Genomic DNA, 13399 nt, shown 5'->3' with positions numbered 1-13399 from the left:
AAACAATCGGTTTATTCAAACATCAAATAAATTGTAACGGTATGAGAAGTCAGGCGACGAATACCATTGCTCGATGTATTGAGGTCGTTGCTACGGAATAAGTTAAGAATCCCGTGCGAAAATCGAATTTCGGGAGAAAATTTTGTGTAGGCCAAGAATTGCTCAAGCCCAAAACCGTAGTCCACGGTCAAATCCGAACCACGGGTGTTTAAAAAATCCGAACCTTGGCGAAGACGCTTCCGAACGTTGGTTTCAAAACCAAACGTCATACCCCCAAGCATGTACATGCGGGTGTTCATACGACGTTGGGATTTGTATTTGAATAAGACAGGAATTTCAATCCAAGTGGCTTCACGCAGCTCATTTCGCGTACTTCCTTTTGCATATTCGTATTGAACACGGCGGTCGTAGAGCGATACAGAGGGCGTCGTACGAATGTCCCAACTGTCATTGAGGTAGCCATTTACCACAAATCCCATGCGAAAACCTGCGGTAGCAGGTGCCGTAATGCGATTGAGGGTATCTTGGGTTAAAAACGTATTGCTATGCACGATTCCAAAACGGGTGACGGGCAGGGCAAACAAAAAGCCGTAATGTACGGGCTTATCGTCGTAGTGTTCTAAATGTTTACGGTAATAGCTTGACGTTTGGGCGTTTGCCGAAAACAAGATTGCTTGCCCAAGGAGCAACGCGCCAACAATTACTTTTTGCCAACGTAAATGGAGCAAATTCCGAAAGTGAGTGGTATGCATTTCGTGTTTTTAAAACCTGCCTGTTCGTAAACTTTCAAAAAGTCGTTTCCATCAGGAAACGCCTGTACCGATTCGGGCAAATAGGTGTAGGCCGAGGCATCTTTGGAAACCATTCGTCCGATAACTGGTAAAATGTAACGAAAGTAAAAGTTGTATAATTGTTTGAAAGGGAAAGTTTTCGGTTTTGAAAACTCCAAAACAACGCAAGTTCCGCCTGGTTTGGTCACGCGGCACATTTCGGTAAGGCCCGCTAATAGGTTTTCAAAGTTACGGACTCCGAAAGAAGCAATGACTGCATCGAACGAATTGGTTTCAAGCATGAGGTTGGTCGAGTCGCCACTGCGAAGTTCAATCACGTTTTCCTTGCCCATTTTTTTGATTTTCTCACGACCTACCGCCAACATCCCCTCCGAAATATCGACGCCAATGATTTTGGTGGGATTGAGCTTGAGGGCCTCAATGGCAAAGTCGCCCGTGCCCGTGGCAATGTCCAAAATCGTTTGAGGTTTTTCGGGTTGAAGAAGTTTGATGGCACGTTTGCGCCAATAAAAATCAATTCCTGCGCTCAGGAAGTGATTTAAAAAATCATACTTTGCCGATACGTTGTCAAACATTTCAGCAATTTGCTCACGCTTAGAGGCGTCTTTATCTTTATAAGGAACTACAGCCATATTAATATCAATAAAAAGTTCACAAAGGTACGAACGACATTTGTGAAACGCTTTGTAGGACTAAAGAGTTTTGTGTAAAATTGTTCACCGTATCGAAATACTTACCCAGAATGATAGAAAAAATCGAAGAAATTCGGGATTATTTGTACAAATACCTCGAAGCCCGCCTGGATTTATTTAAAACCGAAGCCCAAGAGCAGATTGAAAACATTGTTATTCAAATCATCTATTTGGTGGTTTTGTTGTTGCTAGTTTCGCTAACGGGCATTTTTGTTTTTATAATGTTGGCCGTTTTACTCAACGAATGGCTCGATAGCCGCTATTGGGGCTTTGCCATTGTGTTTGGGCTCCTTTTGATAAAAACAATTGTGTGGATTCGGGCAGGAGGCTGGGTCAACAACATTGTCCGTCGGCTTTTATACCATATCTTTAAGAAGAACTAAGCTAAATATCGGGGTGTCAGCATCCCTCGGCACACTCAAATAACAGTTGACTTGTAATCAAGTACTTATTTTGATAACCCGAGCAGGGTTTCCGCGTACAATGGCGTTGTCAGGAATGTTTTTGGTAATGACACTTCCCGCTGCAATCATGCAGTTTTTGCCAATGGTTAAGTTAGGAGCGACGACCGTACCAGCGCCAATCAGCGTCGATTCACCCACCCGAACGTTGCCACACAAGGTAGCTTTGGGGGCAATGTGGACAAAGTCTCCAATACTACAGTCGTGGTCGATGGAGGCAGCGGTGTTGACAATCACGTGCTTACCAATGTAAGCGTCGGCTTGAATTACCGTATTATGAAAAATAACAGTCCCTTCGTCCCATACCACCGATTCGTCGATGATGGCCGTAGGATGAGCCACTTTCCCAAAACGATGTTGGATGGTTGAAGCTACTTTTTTTCGTATGGCATTGTAGCCTATAGAAATAATGAGGGGAAGAGACGGCGATTGTTGGGCACGATACTTTCCAACGACAGGAATTCCCCAAAGTTCGTTTTTCGATAAATCATCATCAAAAATGGCGTTGATTGCTACATTTTGGGCCCGCAAACAACTGATGATTACCTTGGCGTGACCACTTGCACCGTATAAAAGCATAGTCGTTGGAGTTAGTTGTTTCCCATAAATTTTTCCATTGTCGTTGTTTGGGAAGCGTTTATTCCTTCCGATTTAACCACTTTCATGGCCGTTAGCCATAAAATCTTCAAGTCGAGAAAGAAGGAAAGATTTTCTACGTACCAAACATCGTACTCAAATTTTTGCTGCCACGAAATCGCGTTACGACCATTGACTTGTGCCCAGCCCGTAATCCCAGGTTTCACCTCATGTCGGCGCTGTTGACGGAGATTGTACAACGGTAAGTATTCCACCAGCAACGGACGAGGCCCCACCAGCGACATATCACCCTTCAATACATTGATAAGCTGAGGCAGTTCATCTAGCGACGTTTTTCGTACCCATTTCCCTACCGCTGTCAGGCGCTCGTGGTCGGGTAAGAGTTCACCCTGTTTGTTTTTGCGGTCGTTCATGGTTTTGAACTTCCAAATCCTAAAAATTTGCCCACGAAGTCCAGGCCGCAGTTGAAAAAAGAACGGTTTTCCGTCGTTATAAAAATACAACAACCCACTTACTAACAGCGTAATAGGCAAAGTAATGAGCAGTAAAATACCAGCGATGGTTTTATCAATCAGCGGTTTGAAAAATTGTGGGTACATGCGGCAAAGTTACGGATTCGGTAGCGGCTACCAAACGCCGATAAAGCATAAGTTTTGCGTGCCATACGTCTTCTGGAACAAACCGTTTGCGTACGCGGAGCTGGGCCGCCTGCCCATGTTGTTGGACGAGCGGTGGGTTTTGGAGGTAAGCAATTATTTTCGCTGCAAGGTCTTGTGCGGAGCGGGGTGTGCAAAACGTGCCTGTGCGATTATCGTCAACGGCATCTTTCAAACCCGTGACGTTGCTTACCACAGCGGGTTTGCTCATGGCAGCGGCTTCTAGGACAACATTCCCGAGTCCTTCGCGGTAACTGGGCAATACCAAAAAATCAATCAGTGCATACACGGAAGCAATGTCCGATTGGTGGTTGAGGTGTATAATCGAAGCATCGTGTTCCAATTGTGAAAGCAGCCGATGGGAAATAGGCTGTCGGTCGTCACAGTCACCCACCATCAAAAGTTTAGCCGCAGGAACGACCTGTTTTACCCATTGCCAAGCATCGTACAATTCTTGAATACCTTTCTCGGGGCTGAGTCTTCCTACAAATCCGACGATGGGCTGACTAGGATGAAGATTCCACTTTTTTCGTAAATTTTCTACCTTTTGGACGTCGATACAAGCAGGGTTAAATTTCTGTTTGGTATCTACGCCGTTGCAACTGCCGTGGTGCATAACCGAAATTTTCTGTGCAGAAATCAACCGTTTTTGGATGGCACTTTGCCGCAGGGAAGGACTGACCGCGATGACGTGGGTAGCTAACGCACACGTCATTTTTTCTATTCCCCAGTAAAATAATTTCCAAGGCCAGCGGGCCGTTTCGAGTGGAAGCCCGTGCATTTCATATACGCGAACGGGCACACGGGCGAACGTCGCAGCCATCATGCTCAGAAAGGCGGCCTTGGGGGTATTGCCGTGAACTAGGGTAGGGCGATGCTTACGGAAGTAAGCGTAGAGCATTCTTAGATTTGAGAGCGACTGGAGAATGTCTTTGTTTCGGGTAAAAGGAATGGCAAAAGTGGTAAGACGGTTCTTTTGACCAAATTCCTTCAAAAGTCCACCGTGTTCTGACGAAAGGACGTACAGATTGTACTGGTTTGTATCCCAAAACGATGATTGGTTTTCTAAAAAACAAAGCGAAATGGGTACAGTGAATGTGTGTATTACCTTCATAATGAGTCACTTTTTAAAACCTTGGTGACGTTAAAATAGGTAATTAGTGCAAGAGCTTTCGCAAAAAATCCAGAAAAATTTTAACAAAAAATACAGATATACCTAAAAATAATTCAATAAACTGCCCTCTTTTTAGATAATGTTTTACCAAAACGATTAGCCAACTCAAACGAGTTTGAAAATTTTGGTAGAAATTATTTTTAAAGGTATATTCTAGCAAAGGAGTTGAAAGATTTGAGTATGTGCTCGAAGCAGCTGCTCTCAGGAGAAGTTCTTGGTCTTCATTTCTGGAAAAATCTTGATAAATCCATTTTTTAAACCATGCGGTACGTCCACACCAAGTGGGATGCGCGATTGAAATGGTTTTGAGCCAAGGCTTAGAAACTATACCCGAATGTGAAGTAGAAAATATACGCTTTCCAATTACTTCGCCAGTCGGGCCAACTAAGTGAATTGCCGTACCTACAAGGTCAATTTGGGGAGCATTTTCCAAAAAATGAATTTGTTGTTCTAGCCGTTCGGGCAAAGAAAAATCATCGGCGTCCATTCGTGCAATATAGGGCGTATCGGCAAGTTCCACGCCTTGATTAAGTCGTTCGACGATGCCTTTGTGCAGTCCATCACTGATGACTGTAATCCGAAAATCTTGAAATGAATGTGCAATTTCCAAGGTAGCATCGGTTGAGCCATCGTCGAGGAGGAGTAGTTTCCAATGTGGGTAGGTCTGGTGTAGAATTGATTTTACTGCCCTTGCGAGCGTAAGTTCGCCGTTAAAAACGGGTAAAATGACGGTTACTTGGGCCACAGACATAAAAAACTGCTTATAGAAGATTGGGCAAGTACACCTCAAACCATTGTGGCCTTTGTGAAGCAATGTAAAGTATATCCTTGTCAGAATGGTGTAACAGTAAACTGGGTTGGTTTATGTAGGAATTGTCTGCAACAATTAATTCATCAAGCAAATAGTAGTACTGATTGAGGAAAATGAGATTTCCAATAAAGTTTTTTTCAACTTCTTGGGGAGTGACATAATGACCTCCAGTTTTTACACGTTCGACAACGCGTTTTTGAGATAAACTGAGGTTTTCAACCATTAAAAAGAACATAGTAACTCGGTAGCCTTCATTTTTGAATTTTTTGATGGTATCCCAAGGTACATCACTGCTAAAATGACCTTCATACGCAAAATCTTTTTGCTTATGAATAGCTTCGCTCACAAGGCTTTCGAACTCAGTAATTGTTCTTTTGAATGCTTCTTCTCGTGCGTATTTGGGGGACTTGGTTTGAGATGGAAATATATTTTTTAATGCTTCAACGAAAAACTTATCTCCGTCAAAAACAGATAATGATTTCCATTGAGTGGGGAGTAAGTAGTGCGAAAGAGTCGATTTCCCAGCACCATTGGCGCCTGTAATAACAAAAAGGTTTTTCATTATACCCCAAATAGGTATTTTTGACGTATCTCACTTGCCTCGATAGAAGAGAGACGTCGTACAAAAGAGTAGCTACGAAATTCTTTATCAAATTCGACTACTTCAATGATTCCATTTGCATATTCCATAAAAGCTTGGTTGGAATTTAACTCACCTCTACTTTCAATCATAAAAGGAAACCCTGCTTGATGCTTTTGTAATCGTAATAATTGAATCGTCTGTTTAATTGTATTATCAAATGAATAGGTTACTTGTGTCATTAGGCCAATAAGTATGATTAGTTAGTAAGTTAATAATGAGTAAACTTAAATCCAAGAATTTTGCTGAATTACACATTCGACAAGAGATATTTCTCGCCGTTTTTCTAAAAAAGCAATAAAAATACGTCGAACCAAATCTAAGTTTCGACTTAGTTCTCCTAGTTCAGGATACATCTTCGCGTAGGCTTTGGGCGAATGAAACTTGTACTTTCTGAAAAAACCGTTTCCCATCACCTCAAAATAATACGTAGTTCCGTCCAGTAACATGGTCAATTTGGGAGGTTTGTTAGAAATCACTTGTACTTCGCCATCTTGTATTTCAACCCGAGTTGTTTGTTTAAAAGAACGATAGACATTGTATAACGAATCTGTAACGATGGATTGGTCGCGGCTTGATAAAACAGCGTTGGCAATCAGTTCATTAAAGAAAGTGGTTTCTTTTAAACTTACTTTGAAATCAACGGTAGAACGTAGAAATCCTTCTTTGGTGTGAAAAAGAGTACGTTTTTCGAGGGATAGTTTTTTTCGTTTTTGGGTAATGAGGTACAATTCTTCGGCTTCCCCAACCGCCAGTGAAAGGTTTACCCAGAGCCTTACTTGGTAGGAGTTTCGCGGCAATCTAGGCTTGTTTAAACGCAATTGCTTGGTAAGCCCTTCGAAATAAGGCGAAAACTCCTGCCCAATGACTTGGTTTGACAGTAAAAGAAGTAAAAAAATAGCCCGACGTAGATTTTTCATAATCTTTAGAATGAAAAAGTTACGTCTGAATCACTCCTACATTGAATGGCTTTTGAATAGGCGCGTGGTTGGCCGCTTCGATACCTGCTGAAATGATGCGGCGCGTGTCTAAGGGATGGACAATACCGTCGGTCCACAAGTGTGCAGCCGCATAATACGGCGAAAGCTGCTCGTTGTAGCGGTTGGTGATGTCGGATAAAAGCTCTTTTTCAACTTCGGGGTCAATCGTCTGCCCCTTTGCTTTAAGCGTAGCTACTTGGATTTGGAGCAACGTTTTGGCCGCCGAAGCCCCACTCATAACGGCCAATTGGGCCGTTGGCCAGGCATAAATCAGGCGTGGGTCGTACGCTTTACCGCACATAGCATAATTGCCCGCGCCGTAAGAGTTTCCGATAATAAACGTGAACTTGGGCACCACCGAGTTGGCTACGGCATTGACCATCTTAGCGCCGTCTTTAATAATCCCGCCTTGTTCCGAACGACTGCCTACCATGAACCCCGTCACATCGTGCAGAAACACCAGCGGAATTTTCTTTTGGTTACAGTTCATGATAAAACGGGCAGCTTTGTCGGCTGAGTCGGAGTAAATCACGCCGCCCATTTGCATTTCGTTACCGCTTCCTTTTTTCGCTTTGACCATTTTTCGCTGATTGGCCACAATTCCTACCGACCAGCCGTCAATTCGAGCATAACCGCAGAGCAAGGTTTGACCGTACAATTGTTTATATTCTTCAAACTCAGAATTATCCACAATTCGCTCAATGATTTCGCGCATATCGTAGGGTTTGTTGCGGTCGGCGGGGAGCAAATCAAAAATTTCGTCAGGACTTTTTTGGGGTGGAGCGGGTACAATGCGGTCAAACCCAGCTTCAGGCGAATGCCCCAGTCGGTCAAAAATTCGTTTGATAGCGTCCAAACATGAAGGGTCGTCAGGATATTTATTATCGGTAACGCCCGAAATTTCACAGTGCGTGGAGGCACCACCCAAGGTTTCGGCATCTACGTCTTCACCGATGGAGGCTTTTACCAAATAAGGCCCCGCCAAAAAGATAGAACCCGTTCCTTCTACAATCAGCGCTTCATCCGACATAATAGGCAAGTAAGCCCCACCCGCAACGCAGCTTCCCATAATGGCCGCTACTTGCAGCAATCCCATGGAAGACATCACGGCATTGTTACGAAAAATTCGTCCAAAGTGCTCTTTATCAGCAAAAACATCGGCTTGAAGGGGCAGGTAAATCCCTGCACTATCGACGAGGTAAATGATAGGAAGTTGGTTTTCGATGGCGATTTCTTGGGCACGTAAGTTCTTTTTGGCCGTAATCGGAAACCAAGCCCCCGCCTTTACCGTGGCATCGTTGGCCACAATCACGCATTGCCGCCCAGATACTTTCCCGATACCAATCACCACACCGCCCGATGGGCAACCGCCTTCATCGGGATACATACCGTCACCCACAAATGCACCTACTTCCACAAAATCGTTAGCGTCGTCCACCAAATAGTCGATGCGCTCGCGGGCGGTCAGTTTTCCCTTGGCTTTGTGTTTTTCGATGTTTTTAAGTCCACCGCCTAATTTTACTTTTTCGTAACGACGGTTCAATTCGTCTAAAAGCTGTTGATGAAATTCACGGTTAGTCATATTGACCTGATTTAGGGAATGAATGATGTCACAAAATGCACCTTTTTAGGGAAGTTTCCCCAATAAATTTAGTAAAAGGTGCGCTGAATTGTAAGAAGCCACCTGTTTAAAATTTTCGATGCTGTCGCGTGCTTTGCTATCGGCTTTATCGCTCATGCTTCTGATAACCAAACAAGGCACTTTTTGTTGCCAGCAAATTTGCGCCACGGCTGCTCCTTCCATTTCGGTGGCATCCGCCCCAAACTTTCGGCGCAGTTCGTTGGCCTTGTTTTCAGAAGTAACGAGCAAATCGCCCGTGACAATGGTTCCTGTCAAAATTTTTGGTGCACGATGAGTCGTACCCAATGATTGAAAATCAGTTTGCTTGGCTGCTTCTTGAGCAGTTGTTAATAACATGGAGTCAGCCAAAAAATACAACGGATTGAGTTGTTTCGTCATTGGGTTGCGAGTACTTCGGGTAAATGTACTGTCGTTGGTCGCTTGGCCATAATCGTATTGGAGCGTTTGTTTGCCAATCACAATATCTCCCGCCTCCAAATCGGGACGTAAACCTCCTGCAATTCCCGTAAAAATTAGCTGTTTAGGACGAAATTCGCTGAGAAGAAAAGCCACCGCCATCGAGGCATTTACTTTTCCAATTCCTGTTTTGAGGATAACGACCTTTTGTTTCCCAATTTTCCCCGTATAAAAAGGAATGCCGTGGATGATTTTTGTTTTGGAATGTTGCAACGAACGTTGGAGTAATTCGATTTCTTCGTCCATTGCTCCTACGAGTGCGATGGTTGAGGTAGGAGAATAAACTTGAGAAAAAAGCAATGGAATGTTGCCCCATAGAAAGATAAATAGTAGTTTCCAGCGTAAAAAATACATAAAAAAGATAGTTGAAGATGGGAATAAATGCTTATTTGATGCAAAATTGCAGAAAAACCTATCGCTGATTCCGCTATTTTTGTAATTCCTTGTAATAACCCACTCTAATACACAATGAAAGATACTGCCGAAAGAAAGCGTATTCATGCGCGTGCCGATAACAAAGGCTGGAAAAAATGGGGGCCTTACTTGGCTGAACGCCAATGGGGAACTGTTCGCGAAGATTATAGTTACTGGGGCGATTCGTGGGGATTCATCTCACACGAACTTTCTCGTTCGTACGCGTATCGTTGGGGAGAAGATGGTATCGGTGGTATTTCAGACAATAAAGGCCATGTCTGTTTGGCTTTTGCGTTTTGGAATCACCATGACCCCATCATCAAAGAACGTTTGTTTGGCCTAACAGGACCTGAAGGAAACCACGGGGAAGATGTGAAGGAATTGTACTATTATCTCGACAGTACACCGACGCACTCGTACATGAAATTGCTGTATAAATACCCGCAGCAAGCGTTTCCTTACGCCAAACTATCGGAGGAAAACCGCAAACGAAACCGCCTTCAACCCGAGTATGAAATCTTGGATACGGGTGTTTTTAATGATAATCGCTACTTTGATATATATATAGAGTATGCCAAAGCCGATGAAAATGACTTGTTGGTAAAAATTACGGCCCATAACCGCTACACCAAAGAAGCACCATTGACCATTTTGCCCACACTTTGGTTTCGCAACACCTGGTCGTGGGGATACGAGCAGTTTAATTACAAACCTATTCTGAATGGTATTGCCAATCGTCAAATTGACGTGAACCACCGCTTGCTGGGACGGTATAAGTTTTATTTGGATGGAGCCGATGAGCTAATTTTCTGTGAAAACGAAACCAACACAGAAAAGATGTTTGGAAAACCCAATGCCATCCCTTACACCAAAGACGGTATCAATAATTATATTGTTACGGGGAAAAAGCAGTACATCAATCGAAATCAAATTGGTTCGAAAGCGGCGGGTCATTATAAAAAAATAGTACCCGCTGGTGGAAGCGTAGAAATTCGCCTTCGCTTTTCAAATCAAACTCACTTGACGAACGCGTTTGAGGATTTCGACGAAATTTTTGAACAACGCAAAGCCGAAGCCGACGAGTTTTACGACGACTTGCAAAAAAATGTTACTGACCCCGAGCTTCGTACTGTGCAGCGTCAAGCCTTTGCGGGAATGTTGTGGAACAAGCAGTTCTTTTATTATAATGTAAACGAATGGCTCAAAGGCGATCCTAAGATGCCGTTCGAGTTCAAAGGAAGAGCCTATCCACGTAACCTTACGTGGAAACACATGTACACGGCCAATATTTTGTCAATGCCCGACAAATGGGAGTATCCTTGGTTTGCGGCTTGGGACTTGGCATTCCATACCGTTACTTTGGCTCGACTTGATCCTTATTTTGCCAAACGACAACTGGCAGTAGTGCTTCGGGAGTATTACATGCACCCCAATGGTCAGTTGCCTGCTTACGAATGGAACTTCTCGGACGTAAACCCGCCCGTACACGCGTGGGCAACTTGGAAAGTCTATGAAATTGACCGTGAAATGAACGGACAAGGAGATGTGGCCTTCCTAGAACGCGTTTTTCATAAACTATTGCTCAACTTCACGTGGTGGGTCAACCGCAAAGATGCCGAAGGAAACAACGTTTTTTCGGGAGGTTTCTTAGGGCTTGATAACATTGGGGTATTTGATAGAAGTGCCGAGCTACCAACGGGTGGGTATTTGGAACAAGCCGATGGAACTGGCTGGATGGCCATGTACACGCTGAACATGCTTCGAATTGCCTGCGAAATTTCGTTGGTACGACCTGCCTACCAAGACATGGCCTCGAAGTTTTTTGAACACTTCTTGCACATTGCGGCGGCTATGAAATCGTTGGGAGGTGATAAAATCAGTCTTTGGGACGAAGAAGATCAGTTCTATTATGATGTACTTCATACCCCCGACAAAAAGGGAATGTTGTTAAAGGTACGGTCTATGGTCGGCCTGATTCCGCTGTTTGCCGTCGAGATTTTGGACGACGATTTGCTCGAAAAGCTCCCCGACTTTAAAAGAAGGGTAGAATGGGTACTCACCAATCGCCCCGATTTGGCGTCGTTGGTGTCTCGTTGGCACGAACCAGGCAAGGGAGAATCACACTTATTGGCTTTGCTTCGCGGTCACCGAATGAAGATGCTGCTCAAACGAATGTTTGACGAAACAGAGTTTTTGTCCGACTATGGCATTCGTGCTTTGTCGAAGTTCCACGAAAAACATCCGTACGAGTTTTACGTAAATGGCGAAGTACTTCGAGTGAAATACACGCCTGCCGAATCCGAAAGTAGCATTTTCGGAGGAAACTCCAACTGGCGTGGCCCCATTTGGTTCCCGCTTAACTTCCTAATCGTCGATTCACTGTTGAAGTTCTATAACTACTACGGCGACGACTATGAGATTGAATACCCCACCAATTCGGGCAATGTTATGACTGTTCGAGAAGCAGCGATGTGCGTAGCAGAGCGACTGATTAATATTTTCCGTAGAGATGCAAACGGCAACATTCCAGTTTATACTTCATCGAAGTTGTTCCAAGAAGACGAACACTTCAAAGATTTGTACTTATTCTATGAATACTTTAATGGAGATAACGGAGATGGGCTAGGGGCATCCCACCAAATGGGCTGGACGGGGTTAGTCGCTGATTTGATAGAAATTACTTCGGTTCATAAACAGAAAATGAGCGAACTATCAGCTCATTAATCATTCATTAATTCATTGTTGAATCAATGCTTTGGTCAAGGTAGGGAACAAAATAGGCATAACCTCAGTTTTGTTAACCATATCATTGACCAAAGCATTTACTATTTATACGTATGTCACTTGTAGAAGATTTCAACAGCTATCGGACCAAAATGAACGACCGTATCATGTCGTCCGACAATCTTATCATTAAACGTCTCTTCAATTTGGATACAAATTGTTATTCGGAAGGGCATCTCAATGAAGCGACCAAAGAAATGTTGGGGCTTGCGTGTTCGATGGTACTTCGGTGTGACGATTGTGTAAAATACCATTTAGGGAAATGTAAAGAATTGGGCGTTACCGAACCACAAATTCAAGAAGTGTTTTCAATCGCCACGCTCATCGGCGGTTCAATCGTGATTCCACACCTACGTCGTGCCGTTGAGTATTGGGACGAACTTTCTAAATAGTGCTTATATATATATAAAGGATATGATAGAGGTAAACGAACAACTGGAACAGAATTGGGAAAAGTTATTGGATACGCTTCAGTCAATGGTGGGTAAAAGACCAGAAGATTTGAACAGCGTGCTATTTTTAATAGGAGTTCAAGAGCTGGGAAAGGGGCCTTTGCACTTTACAAAAGAGCAAAAACAGGATTTAATGCACATTGCTACCTGTAAAGTTCTCAGTTTATCGGGCTTTTATACCCTCGAAGGACTCGATAAAGATGGTTGGCCACACTGGAAATTGAACGAAAAACTGCCTCGAATCTCATTAATTAGCCAAGAAAACGTTTTGCGTGAGCATGTTTTGCGATATTTTGGTGAGGAGCTGGGTATTTTTTTATAGGTATAATGATTTGGTTTTTAGGTAGTTGCAAATTATTTTCAAAAATAGTTGTGTAAATATTTGGAATGGGGTGAAAAAAGTGGGACTTTTGCAACCCCAAACAACGAGGGCGGGCGGAAAAATCCAAATAAAATTTTGAGAAATAAAAAAAATCAAAAAATAATTTGGATGTTAAAATAAAAAGTGAGACTTTTGCAACCCGAAAGAAATGAAGGGGAGCTGATAAAGAAGAAGAGATTTTGAAGGTTGAAAAAAAAGTTCAAAATTTTTTTGGAAATTAAAAAAGAAAGTCAGACCTTTGCAACCCGAAACGAGGAGAGAGAAAGAGGAAATAAGTTAACGGAAGGAGTTAACACATTGCTTGAGAGCGACTTGAGCAAAAGTTCTTTGACAGAATGGTGAGAAGAAAACAAACGACAGGACGCGTAACAGTACAAAGACGCAAGTCTTAATTTTTATAACATTTACGATGGAGAGTTTGATCCTGGCTCAGGATGAACGCTAGCGGCAGGCCTAATACATGCAAG

The 13399-nt window shown here is 43.3% G+C and carries 15 protein-coding genes; 4 read left to right on the top strand and 11 right to left on the bottom strand.

Translation table 11 applies throughout. From position 1 onward, the window contains the following. Positions 1-11 precede the first annotated feature (11 nt). Together porT and ubiE are read right to left on the bottom strand one after the other, a co-directional pair. Positions 12-752 (bottom strand): type IX secretion/gliding motility protein PorT/SprT, encoded by a 741-nt coding sequence (porT, locus tag AC23N5_RS15740; protein ID WP_487756325.1) that lies wholly within the window; start codon positions 750-752, stop codon positions 12-14. Continuing rightward, positions 701-1423 carry a bifunctional demethylmenaquinone methyltransferase/2-methoxy-6-polyprenyl-1,4-benzoquinol methylase UbiE gene (gene ubiE / locus AC23N5_RS15735; RefSeq protein ID WP_028522336.1) on the bottom strand — a complete coding sequence of 241 codons (723 nt, stop codon included), beginning with the start codon at positions 1421-1423 and terminating at the stop codon, positions 701-703. Before ubiE ends, porT begins: the two co-directional genes overlap by 52 nt. Positions 1424-1533: 110 nt before the next feature. On the opposite strand from ubiE, the gene AC23N5_RS15730 reads away from it, so the two are divergent. After that, entirely contained in the window at positions 1534-1866 is a 333-nt protein-coding gene (locus tag AC23N5_RS15730) for a phage holin family protein (protein ID WP_122933044.1), read from the top strand. A 57-nt stretch (positions 1867-1923) separates the two neighbouring features. Here the strand turns inward: AC23N5_RS15730 and AC23N5_RS15725 are convergent, their stop codons facing one another. Genes AC23N5_RS15725 through AC23N5_RS15685 form a run of 9 tightly spaced genes read right to left on the bottom strand, consistent with a single transcriptional unit; the run spans position 1924 to position 9254 of the window. After that, entirely contained in the window at positions 1924-2523 is a 600-nt protein-coding gene (locus tag AC23N5_RS15725) for an acetyltransferase (RefSeq protein WP_487756324.1), read from the bottom strand. Positions 2524-2534: 11 nt separating this feature from the next. Then, positions 2535-3140, bottom strand: a complete 606-nt coding sequence (locus AC23N5_RS15720; protein WP_487756323.1) for a sugar transferase — start codon at positions 3138-3140, stop codon at positions 2535-2537. After that, positions 3109-4311: a glycosyltransferase family 4 protein gene (locus AC23N5_RS15715; protein ID WP_487756322.1), complete on the bottom strand. Its 1203-nt coding sequence runs from the start codon at positions 4309-4311 to the stop codon at positions 3109-3111. The genes AC23N5_RS15720 and AC23N5_RS15715 overlap by 32 nt, the downstream gene beginning before the upstream one ends. A gap of 43 nt (positions 4312-4354) precedes the next feature. Continuing rightward, positions 4355-5122 carry a glycosyltransferase family 2 protein gene (locus AC23N5_RS15710; RefSeq protein WP_487756321.1) on the bottom strand — a complete coding sequence of 256 codons (768 nt, stop codon included), beginning with the start codon at positions 5120-5122 and terminating at the stop codon, positions 4355-4357. A 10-nt stretch (positions 5123-5132) separates the two neighbouring features. Next, a complete protein-coding gene (locus AC23N5_RS15705; protein WP_487756320.1) occupies positions 5133-5744 on the bottom strand; it encodes an ATPase in 612 nt (203 codons plus the stop codon). Beyond that, positions 5744-6004: a hypothetical protein gene (locus AC23N5_RS15700; RefSeq protein ID WP_183978748.1), complete on the bottom strand. Its 261-nt coding sequence runs from the start codon at positions 6002-6004 to the stop codon at positions 5744-5746. The genes AC23N5_RS15705 and AC23N5_RS15700 overlap by 1 nt, the downstream gene beginning before the upstream one ends. A 45-nt stretch (positions 6005-6049) precedes the next feature. Then, the gene (locus AC23N5_RS15695; protein WP_487756319.1) at positions 6050-6742 is read right to left on the bottom strand and encodes a hypothetical protein; all 693 of its coding nucleotides are present in this window, start codon (positions 6740-6742) and stop codon (positions 6050-6052) included. A gap of 19 nt (positions 6743-6761) precedes the next feature. Beyond that, positions 6762-8384 carry an acyl-CoA carboxylase subunit beta gene (locus AC23N5_RS15690; RefSeq protein ID WP_487756318.1) on the bottom strand — a complete coding sequence of 541 codons (1623 nt, stop codon included), beginning with the start codon at positions 8382-8384 and terminating at the stop codon, positions 6762-6764. A 45-nt stretch (positions 8385-8429) separates the two neighbouring features. Further along, positions 8430-9254 (bottom strand): 5'-methylthioadenosine/adenosylhomocysteine nucleosidase, encoded by an 825-nt coding sequence (locus tag AC23N5_RS15685; RefSeq protein WP_487756317.1) that lies wholly within the window; start codon positions 9252-9254, stop codon positions 8430-8432. A gap of 114 nt (positions 9255-9368) precedes the next feature. Between AC23N5_RS15685 and AC23N5_RS15680 the strand changes: the two genes are divergently transcribed. The 3 genes from AC23N5_RS15680 (at position 9369) to AC23N5_RS15670 (ending at position 12872) form a co-directional block, all read left to right on the top strand. Further along, positions 9369-12038 carry an MGH1-like glycoside hydrolase domain-containing protein gene (locus AC23N5_RS15680; RefSeq protein WP_183978741.1) on the top strand — a complete coding sequence of 890 codons (2670 nt, stop codon included), beginning with the start codon at positions 9369-9371 and terminating at the stop codon, positions 12036-12038. 113 nt (positions 12039-12151) lie between these two features. Beyond that, the gene (locus AC23N5_RS15675; RefSeq protein ID WP_183978740.1) at positions 12152-12490 is read left to right on the top strand and encodes a carboxymuconolactone decarboxylase family protein; all 339 of its coding nucleotides are present in this window, start codon (positions 12152-12154) and stop codon (positions 12488-12490) included. A gap of 22 nt (positions 12491-12512) precedes the next feature. Continuing rightward, positions 12513-12872 carry a hypothetical protein gene (locus AC23N5_RS15670; RefSeq protein WP_028522327.1) on the top strand — a complete coding sequence of 120 codons (360 nt, stop codon included), beginning with the start codon at positions 12513-12515 and terminating at the stop codon, positions 12870-12872. Positions 12873-13399: the final 527 nt, after the last annotated feature.

The organism is Runella sp. R5_40, assembly GCF_057652295.1.
This window is presented reverse-complemented; position numbering and strand designations above follow the sequence as displayed.

What these genes read in the sequence shown, in the direction of transcription:
- AC23N5_RS15670 (WP_028522327.1), top strand. Translation starts at nt 12,513, where the DNA reads ATGATAGAGGTAAACGAACAACTGGAACAGAATTGGGAAAAGTTATTG.
- AC23N5_RS15675 (WP_183978740.1), top strand. Translation starts at nt 12,152, where the DNA reads ATGTCACTTGTAGAAGATTTCAACAGCTATCGGACCAAAATGAACGAC.
- AC23N5_RS15725 (WP_487756324.1), bottom strand. Translation starts at nt 2,523, where the DNA reads ATGCTTTTATACGGTGCAAGTGGTCACGCCAAGGTAATCATCAGTTGT.
- AC23N5_RS15705 (WP_487756320.1), bottom strand. Translation starts at nt 5,744, where the DNA reads ATGAAAAACCTTTTTGTTATTACAGGCGCCAATGGTGCTGGGAAATCG.
- AC23N5_RS15710 (WP_487756321.1), bottom strand. Translation starts at nt 5,122, where the DNA reads ATGTCTGTGGCCCAAGTAACCGTCATTTTACCCGTTTTTAACGGCGAA.
- ubiE (WP_028522336.1), bottom strand. Translation starts at nt 1,423, where the DNA reads ATGGCTGTAGTTCCTTATAAAGATAAAGACGCCTCTAAGCGTGAGCAA.
- AC23N5_RS15690 (WP_487756318.1), bottom strand. Translation starts at nt 8,384, where the DNA reads ATGACTAACCGTGAATTTCATCAACAGCTTTTAGACGAATTGAACCGT.
- AC23N5_RS15695 (WP_487756319.1), bottom strand. Translation starts at nt 6,742, where the DNA reads ATGAAAAATCTACGTCGGGCTATTTTTTTACTTCTTTTACTGTCAAAC.
- AC23N5_RS15720 (WP_487756323.1), bottom strand. Translation starts at nt 3,140, where the DNA reads ATGTACCCACAATTTTTCAAACCGCTGATTGATAAAACCATCGCTGGT.
- AC23N5_RS15685 (WP_487756317.1), bottom strand. Translation starts at nt 9,254, where the DNA reads ATGTATTTTTTACGCTGGAAACTACTATTTATCTTTCTATGGGGCAAC.
- AC23N5_RS15680 (WP_183978741.1), top strand. Translation starts at nt 9,369, where the DNA reads ATGAAAGATACTGCCGAAAGAAAGCGTATTCATGCGCGTGCCGATAAC.
- AC23N5_RS15715 (WP_487756322.1), bottom strand. Translation starts at nt 4,311, where the DNA reads ATGAAGGTAATACACACATTCACTGTACCCATTTCGCTTTGTTTTTTA.
- AC23N5_RS15730 (WP_122933044.1), top strand. Translation starts at nt 1,534, where the DNA reads ATGATAGAAAAAATCGAAGAAATTCGGGATTATTTGTACAAATACCTC.
- porT (WP_487756325.1), bottom strand. Translation starts at nt 752, where the DNA reads ATGCATACCACTCACTTTCGGAATTTGCTCCATTTACGTTGGCAAAAA.
- AC23N5_RS15700 (WP_183978748.1), bottom strand. Translation starts at nt 6,004, where the DNA reads ATGACACAAGTAACCTATTCATTTGATAATACAATTAAACAGACGATT.